Genomic DNA, 6,552 nt, shown 5'->3' with positions numbered 1-6,552 from the left:
TAAGAACTATGCCTCTATACCGTAAAATCCTTGGTGTTTCCGCGGCGGCGGCCCTCAACGACCTCCAAGCCCGTTTTCCAAACGACGAACTTATTAACGAGGCCGTACACCTGAACTCGAATACCGAATGACTGGAAACATAATGGTGATTAATCACAAGCGACAGGGCGAAGCACAGAGCGCTCCTAGCCTGCATCTGAGAGACATGCCCATCGAGCACTTGTATGTGCGCTATCAAAGGATAGCGCGGAACCTGCCGAGACGGATTCGCTGGCTTGCTTTGGTATTCGCGCCAACGAGCACGAGTTTCACCGTCTTCACTGCTGGCCTACTGAGTGTTGCAGGGGCTCTGATGATTACGGCAGGTATCGGCCGGGTAACGTCAGGTGAGAGGACCCCAGGCAGTGCTATTTGGTTACTCATCTTCGCTTTCTTGGCTGAAAGCCTAGGGTACTGGGTGAAGGAACGCCAAGAGATTATTCTCACGATCGCGGTTCGACAGCTTACATACCGCCGTTTCCGGGACATCTTTGGTAGGTCATCCCATCCGCCGGAAGCTCACGGGCATGTTCTCACATACCCAGCACAGATCAGCCAGTTTGCCTTCGTTGTTGATTTCGCCGTTTCAACCGTTCAGATTATTGCCTTTCTCGCGGCTTCGCTCGCGCTATATGGTGCAAGCGGCGCAATCGCTGCGTTGCTCATCACTGGATTGGTATTCGTCAGCGTCCGTCTCATCAACTTGGTGGGCCGACTATGGGAACAGTACGTTGCTCTAGAGGGAGAGCGTAGGCAGTGGATCCAGCGTGTAGCAAACGCGATGCCTCGAGGGCGAAGCATCCCCAGCTGGGGTACCGCCCTGGACAAGGTCGCTAGCATCCGAAACACCGAAGAGCATCTTCTGCGCAGACGGGTCCCGTTGCAGATCCTGAATGGATTCCTTGAACGGGGAGCACTAACTGCGGTGCTCGCTGTGGTTGCGGTTCTCGGCGCGTGGCTCTGGCCATCCGCTCATTTCGGTATTGGAATTATTTTGGCAGCCCGCTACCTGTACGCAGCGGTGCAGAACAACATCGTAAACTATCGGGTTATTCGGCTCGCTGTGCCAATGATGCGTGAGCTCGACAAGCTCGAGTCGTCTCCAAATTGCACGGTTAAACAGCAGGACTGGGTGGGGCAGCCTTCAAACTCTAGAGAGGTGCTTGCAGCTACGTCTGAGCGCGCTGAAGCATTGCGCACATCCGTGACCACCCCTGATTCCGCTTTCGTACCACGCAACCCGGAAATGTCCCATTCGGTGTTGTCAGCGTGGCGAGCTTCTGCTTCTCCACATCAGGTATCCCGGTTCACTAGCCTCGCTTTAGATATGGGGCTCACTGAGGATGTGATCGGGCGGTTCTGGCAAGACGCAACAACCTTGTCGTCAGGAGAGAGACACCGTGCTGCTGTCGCTATCGTTTTGGCAGACAAACCGGACTGGCTAATTTTGGACGATACGTTCGCAGCGCTTGATCCTGTAACACGAGAAGTGGTTGCCGAGAGGATCTTAGAGTGCGTGCCAACGTGCACACTTCTGGCAAGCTCGGAGGAGTACGTACCGAGTGCCTTCACCCCCGGCAATGATGCGAGGGTAGACCCTCTTGAGTTGCAGGCTCATAGCCCCGGGGCAGCTAAGGAGGCAGATGCTGGTTCGATGGAGGTGAGCGAGGGACAGGACCTTCCTGACCCTGAGCCGAAGCGTGCCACATTCCGACGATCGGCCCTGTTGTTGTTTGGACCGCATTTGGTGTGGATTACGTGTGGCGCCCTACTCTTGAGCGGATCAGAAGTTGCTTTTGCATTGACGATTGCTCACAGTGATGGGCTGTCTGCTCAGGTTGCTGGAGTGTCAGCTGCTTGCGCACTGGCAGCAATTGTTGGGTCCGTCATGTTCTTTGGCCCGCTCTACTGGGCTCCCATCGCTAGGCTGAGCGATTTGCATGACCGGGTTATACGCAGGCTCGATCGATTCGCTAGTCCTAGAACAAGCGGTGCGGTCATGGGGCGGATGGGTGAAGACTTCTCCGACCTTCAGATGTCGGTGCCTAGCGCCCTGGGTTCGGTATTTATGGTCATTCTACAGACCTCTATGCTCATCGGAGGCGCAGTGGCCGGCGCCCCGCTGTTCATAATCGTTGTGTTGGCGGTAGCACCCCTAGCGATGCTTGCTATGCGTCAGGGTTCAAAATGGATTCTCCCTGCCTCGACGACGGCTGCCAATCGCCGAGGTGACTTCATCGGGGTGGCTGGTGCCCAGGCTGGCTTACACGCTGCGCCCGTCAGTGCAGGGCTGCGTCGGGCTGGAGAAGAAGCCTACGCTCATTCGGAGGCTGCATACGTCAGTAGCTCGATTCAGTTGGCGAACGCCTACGCACTGCGTACGGGACTGATTCAGTTGCTTGTGTTGTCACTGAATGTTTCTGCAGTGGTATTGGCACTGATGGTCGAAGGATCGAACTCAGTGGTTGCTCCCGCGGTCGTAATATATTTTGCAGTAACTCTGTCATCTGGTATCCAATCTACGGTGGAGACGTTGCAAAAGGTTGGTGTAGTCAGCTTGACTGCGGAGCGTGTTCGGATGCTTGAAGAGTACCGGGCCGACCGTTCTTATCCGCCCGTACGGTCTGCTGACCTGGCTCTGCTTGAGAGTGTTCTTAACTCTGGGTGTTCTATGGTTGCCTTGATTGGACCAACTGGCGCGGGGAAGTCCGTCATGCTTGATGCTCTATACCGCCGGTATCCCCAAGGCGAAGTGGTAATCGTACCAGATATCGATCCGTTCGCATCTGAAGCATCGAATTCGAGCGGGCTCATGCTTGCGCGTTCCGTATTACGTGAAGGCGCTACCCGGCTTGTGTTGCTTGATGAGACCTTGAAGAGTCTCACTCCCTCAGAGGAGCGCACTGAGCTCGAATCGATGGCGTGCGCTATCGAGGGCAGTGACAAGCAGGTTGTGATTGTCCTTCACTCGCGCTCTAACCTTGACTGTTTCAAAGAAGTGGTGAATTTAGATGAGTGAGCTGACCCAAGTACTACGTTTTTCTCCAAGAACTATCGAGGACGAAATGCGAATCTATAGGGCCAAACCTATAGCCTGGACCGATTCGTCGGTGGCACTTCTGAACGAGTACGGCGCCACACTGTGCACACCTGACCGCGAGGCGACACCGCTGGACTTACCCGAGGCGGATGAGATTGTATTGAGCCCCGACGGTGTGATGTACGCATGCTGGTTTGAGAACGAAAGCTTTCGGGTCCAGGCGTATCGATTTGAAGCTGAGGCATTCAAGCCTGCGGGGCAACCGTGCGTGGTAAATGTTCACAGCCTACACGGTGAGGACCTTGTAGTTCTCGGTATCCCTGGCGGTGTAGAGCTGTGGCTGGACACGCGGAGCAGTGCCAGAGAATCTGGACGATTTCGAACGGCGGTGCAAGAAGGAACCCAGCGACGGTGGACCCAAGACCCAGGGGTGAACTGCTGTTCAGCTCCGGCACGGTCGCAGGATTCGTGGAGGACCTTGGTGTCCAAGGCACATTCCTGAACGTTGTGGATATGGCGAGTTCGGCAACATGGCGAGTCCGGGCTGCGTTCGCTTTCGCCGCTTTAGGTCGAGTTCTCGCCATCTCCAGTAATGACCCGACAGACGAGGATGGGCTGCATGGTCTGCACGTTTTCGCTAATGGACAGGTAACGTTCCTGGAATCCGACGGGCCTGTAATAGAGGCAGGAGGCGATTCCACCCGCGTTGTGATGTCGGTGTTCACGGGCAGTGACACCCAGTTGCGTGAGATCACTGAAGATGGCGTCGGTGACTTAGTGGTGCACCATGTGGATACCCTCAGTGGATATAAAGCACTGTCTCTTGACGGCAGCCTCTACACCGTACGTGGGTTCACGGATACGCTTACGGTCGCCTCTGTCCCCAGGCGGAATCGAGTGCTGCGAAGTCCTCGTCCAGTTATTACAGGGTTGACCTTCCCTTCACCACATGGGGAATACGTGGTGTCTCGTGCACCGGAACGAGCAACGGGTGCAGTGATCCATTTTCATGGAGGCCCTGAAAGCTACGAGGTGCCGGAGGGTCGCTTCTTCGGACTTCCTCAATGGTGCAACGCGCATGGCCTGGACTGGATTGGTGTGAACTACCAGGGATCACTTATGCCGGACCGTCTATATACGCGTTCGGCTTGGCACAGGTGGAGGTCCGCGATGCAGGAGGATTTCTTGGGGGCTGTCGAACTGACCTCTGGACCTCTTGTGCTAGCAGGCTGGAGCTTCGGGGCGACTTTGGCTCTGACGCTCGGCGCATCCACTGAACGGACAAAAGGCCTATTGTTGGGGGCGCCTACAGGCAACCTAGCAAAGCATGTTGAGCATGCGGTGACTATAGATCCAGGGCATCTCGACTGATTTGCACGACGATTCGATTTGGAAGGCGATGATGCCAAGTTCTTCAGCGGCATGAACGGGTTCAACGCAGACCTGCAGGTGCTGGAGATACACGGCGAGAACGATATTAATTGCCCTGCCTACCTGGCGAACGAAGTAGCAGAGCGCTGGAAGGAACAAGGGAATCCGTGGGAACGGGTGTGGCTTCCGGGACGAGGGCATTATGCTTCAATCCCGGAGGATGTTGAACTCATCTCCGAGTCGGCCCGCAACTTCCTAACTCGCGTACTACTCGAAAAGGCTTAATTCGGGCGTATGCTGTAAAGAAGCAAGGGGTATCGCAGACAGAGACCGCATCAGCTGGATGCCTTGGGCGTTCCTAAGATGGCTATCGCCCGCAAGATGGGCTGTAGCCGTCACACGGTCTATGCGGTATTGGACCGTATCGGCAAATACGCTGAATCGGAGTACATCGATGCAACAGGCTAACCAAAGCGAAGAGGCCCGCCGCTTCTGGGAGAAAGTCGTCAAGGGGGAGACGCCTGGCGCCTGCTGGGTCTGGACGGGCGCGATAAGCTCTGACGGCTCTGTGCGTATTCCTGAGGCTCTGCGCCCCTACATGGGTGGTGCCGAGGTCATCCCGGCAGTAGCTGCTGAATAAGGGAAACCCTGCCCGCTGAGTAATCTCACAACCAGCTGAAAAAACCCGCTCACCGCGTAAACGGTGGGCGGGTTTTCGCGTATCCCGGTAGTCTAAGAACTATGCCTCTATACCGTAAAATCCTTGGTGTTTCCGCGGCGGCGGCCCTGACCGCCTCCGTCACTCGTGCCCGCCGTGAAGCCCGCCGACGCGCTATCGAACTGGGTGCACCCTTCGGCGTTCTGCCGACCCTGCCCACCGGCGAGGGGCAGCGCGTGGGCGTGGTGTACAACCCCAGCAAACCCGGCGCTGCGGCGGCTATCGAGATTCTGGAACGTACCCTCGCGGCGAACGGCCACCCGCAGGCGCTGGTGCGTACCACCCGCGTGGACGAGCCCGGTTCCGAGGCTGCCCGCGAGCTGATCGCTGAGGGTGTTGACCTGCTGGTTGCTGCCGGTGGTGACGGTACGGTGCGCGCTGTGGCGGCGGCGCTGGCGCATCATGAGGGGACCAAGCCGCGTCTGGGTATTCTGCCGATGGGTACCGGTAACCTACTGGCACGTAACCTGTACATTCCGGTCAGTGACGTGGCGGCGTGCGTGAATATTGCGCTCAATGGTGCAGGTCAGGCCGTTGATGCGATTGAGATGACGACGACGAGCACCCCCGGCGAAGAAACCGAACACACGTTCTTTGTGATGAGTGGTGCAGGCTTTGATGCGCTCGTCATGAGCTACACGAACGAGGACATTAAGGCGAAGTTCGGGTGGGTGTCGTACGTGCAGTCCGGCATGAAGCACATGCTAGGCGGGTCGCACCCGGTGCGTGTCAGTGTGGATGGTGCACCGTTCCGTACTCTGCTGATGCGGTCGGTGCTGATCGCGAATTGTGGCCGCCTGCAGGGTGGTATTCGCCTGGCTGATATGACGGATGTGCATGACGGCAACCTTGAGGTGATTGTGGCGTCGCCGCGTGACCTGATGGAGTGGGGCCTGCTGATGGCGAAGGTTACGCGCCGAACGATTTTGGGTTCGCCGCGCATTGAGCTGCCGGTGATTCGCCATATGGTGGGGTCTGAGGTGGTGTTGGAGTTCCCGGATGGTGTGCAGCCCGTTGAGGTGGATGGTGACCCGGCACCGTCAGCGTACCGCATTAGCGCGCGGGTGCTGCCTGCCGCCGTGGAGGTGGCGGTCCACCCCGAGGTGCTATAGCGGGCGTGGTGAAGGTGCAAGGCAAAATCCTATCTAGCGCCCTAGCCATCCATTTGTGACCTGGATAATGAAAAAAATCGCGGATTTTTTCACTATTTCCTGAAAATTAGGGGGATAGTGAAAAAATTAGCGATTTTTTACACTATTTTTCTTGCTATTCCCGTATTCAGGGTGGCAACCTCCGGCACCCGAATACCCTGGAACAGTCATCGTTTCTAGATGCTACGCCCCAACAAAAACCCACGTATCGGTTCGGTGGTGTTGGGGGATGT

The 6,552-nt window shown here is 56.8% G+C and carries 6 protein-coding genes; all 6 read left to right on the top strand.

Annotated elements, in window-relative coordinates:
• Positions 1-127: 127 nt before the first annotated feature.
• Positions 128-3,058 (top strand): hypothetical protein, encoded by a 2,931-nt coding sequence (locus QFX05_RS08270; protein WP_279742246.1) that lies wholly within the window; start codon positions 128-130, stop codon positions 3,056-3,058.
• 534 nt (positions 3,059-3,592) lie between these two features.
• On the top strand, positions 3,593-4,450 hold the full coding sequence (locus tag QFX05_RS08420; RefSeq protein WP_459550503.1) for an alpha/beta hydrolase family protein: 858 nt from the start codon (positions 3,593-3,595) through the stop codon (positions 4,448-4,450).
• An 18-nt stretch (positions 4,451-4,468) separates the two neighbouring features.
• On the top strand, positions 4,469-4,735 hold the full coding sequence (locus QFX05_RS08265) for an alpha/beta hydrolase family protein (RefSeq protein ID WP_279742245.1): 267 nt from the start codon (positions 4,469-4,471) through the stop codon (positions 4,733-4,735).
• Positions 4,736-4,798: 63 nt separating this feature from the next.
• Positions 4,799-4,918 (top strand): hypothetical protein, encoded by a 120-nt coding sequence (locus QFX05_RS08415; RefSeq protein WP_390897542.1) that lies wholly within the window; start codon positions 4,799-4,801, stop codon positions 4,916-4,918.
• Entirely contained in the window at positions 4,905-5,090 is a 186-nt protein-coding gene (locus QFX05_RS08260; protein WP_279742244.1) for a hypothetical protein, read from the top strand. Before QFX05_RS08415 ends, QFX05_RS08260 begins: the two co-directional genes overlap by 14 nt.
• Before the next feature lie 101 nt (positions 5,091-5,191).
• A complete protein-coding gene (locus tag QFX05_RS08255; RefSeq protein ID WP_279742243.1) occupies positions 5,192-6,280 on the top strand; it encodes a diacylglycerol/lipid kinase family protein in 1,089 nt (362 codons plus the stop codon).
• The last annotated feature ends 272 nt before the right edge of the window (positions 6,281-6,552 follow it).

This window comes from Rothia similimucilaginosa (assembly GCF_029850875.1).
In the GTDB taxonomy this organism is placed as follows: Bacteria; Actinomycetota; Actinomycetes; order Actinomycetales; family Micrococcaceae; genus Rothia.
The sequence above is the reverse complement of the archived record's forward strand: the minus strand, read 5'-3'. Positions and strand labels throughout refer to the sequence as shown.

What these genes read in the sequence shown, in the direction of transcription:
- QFX05_RS08255 (WP_279742243.1), top strand. Translation starts at nt 5,192, where the DNA reads ATGCCTCTATACCGTAAAATCCTTGGTGTTTCCGCGGCGGCGGCCCTG.
- QFX05_RS08420 (WP_459550503.1), top strand. Translation starts at nt 3,593, where the DNA reads ATGGCGAGTTCGGCAACATGGCGAGTCCGGGCTGCGTTCGCTTTCGCC.
- QFX05_RS08260 (WP_279742244.1), top strand. Translation starts at nt 4,905, where the DNA reads ATGCAACAGGCTAACCAAAGCGAAGAGGCCCGCCGCTTCTGGGAGAAA.
- QFX05_RS08270 (WP_279742246.1), top strand. Translation starts at nt 128, where the DNA reads ATGACTGGAAACATAATGGTGATTAATCACAAGCGACAGGGCGAAGCA.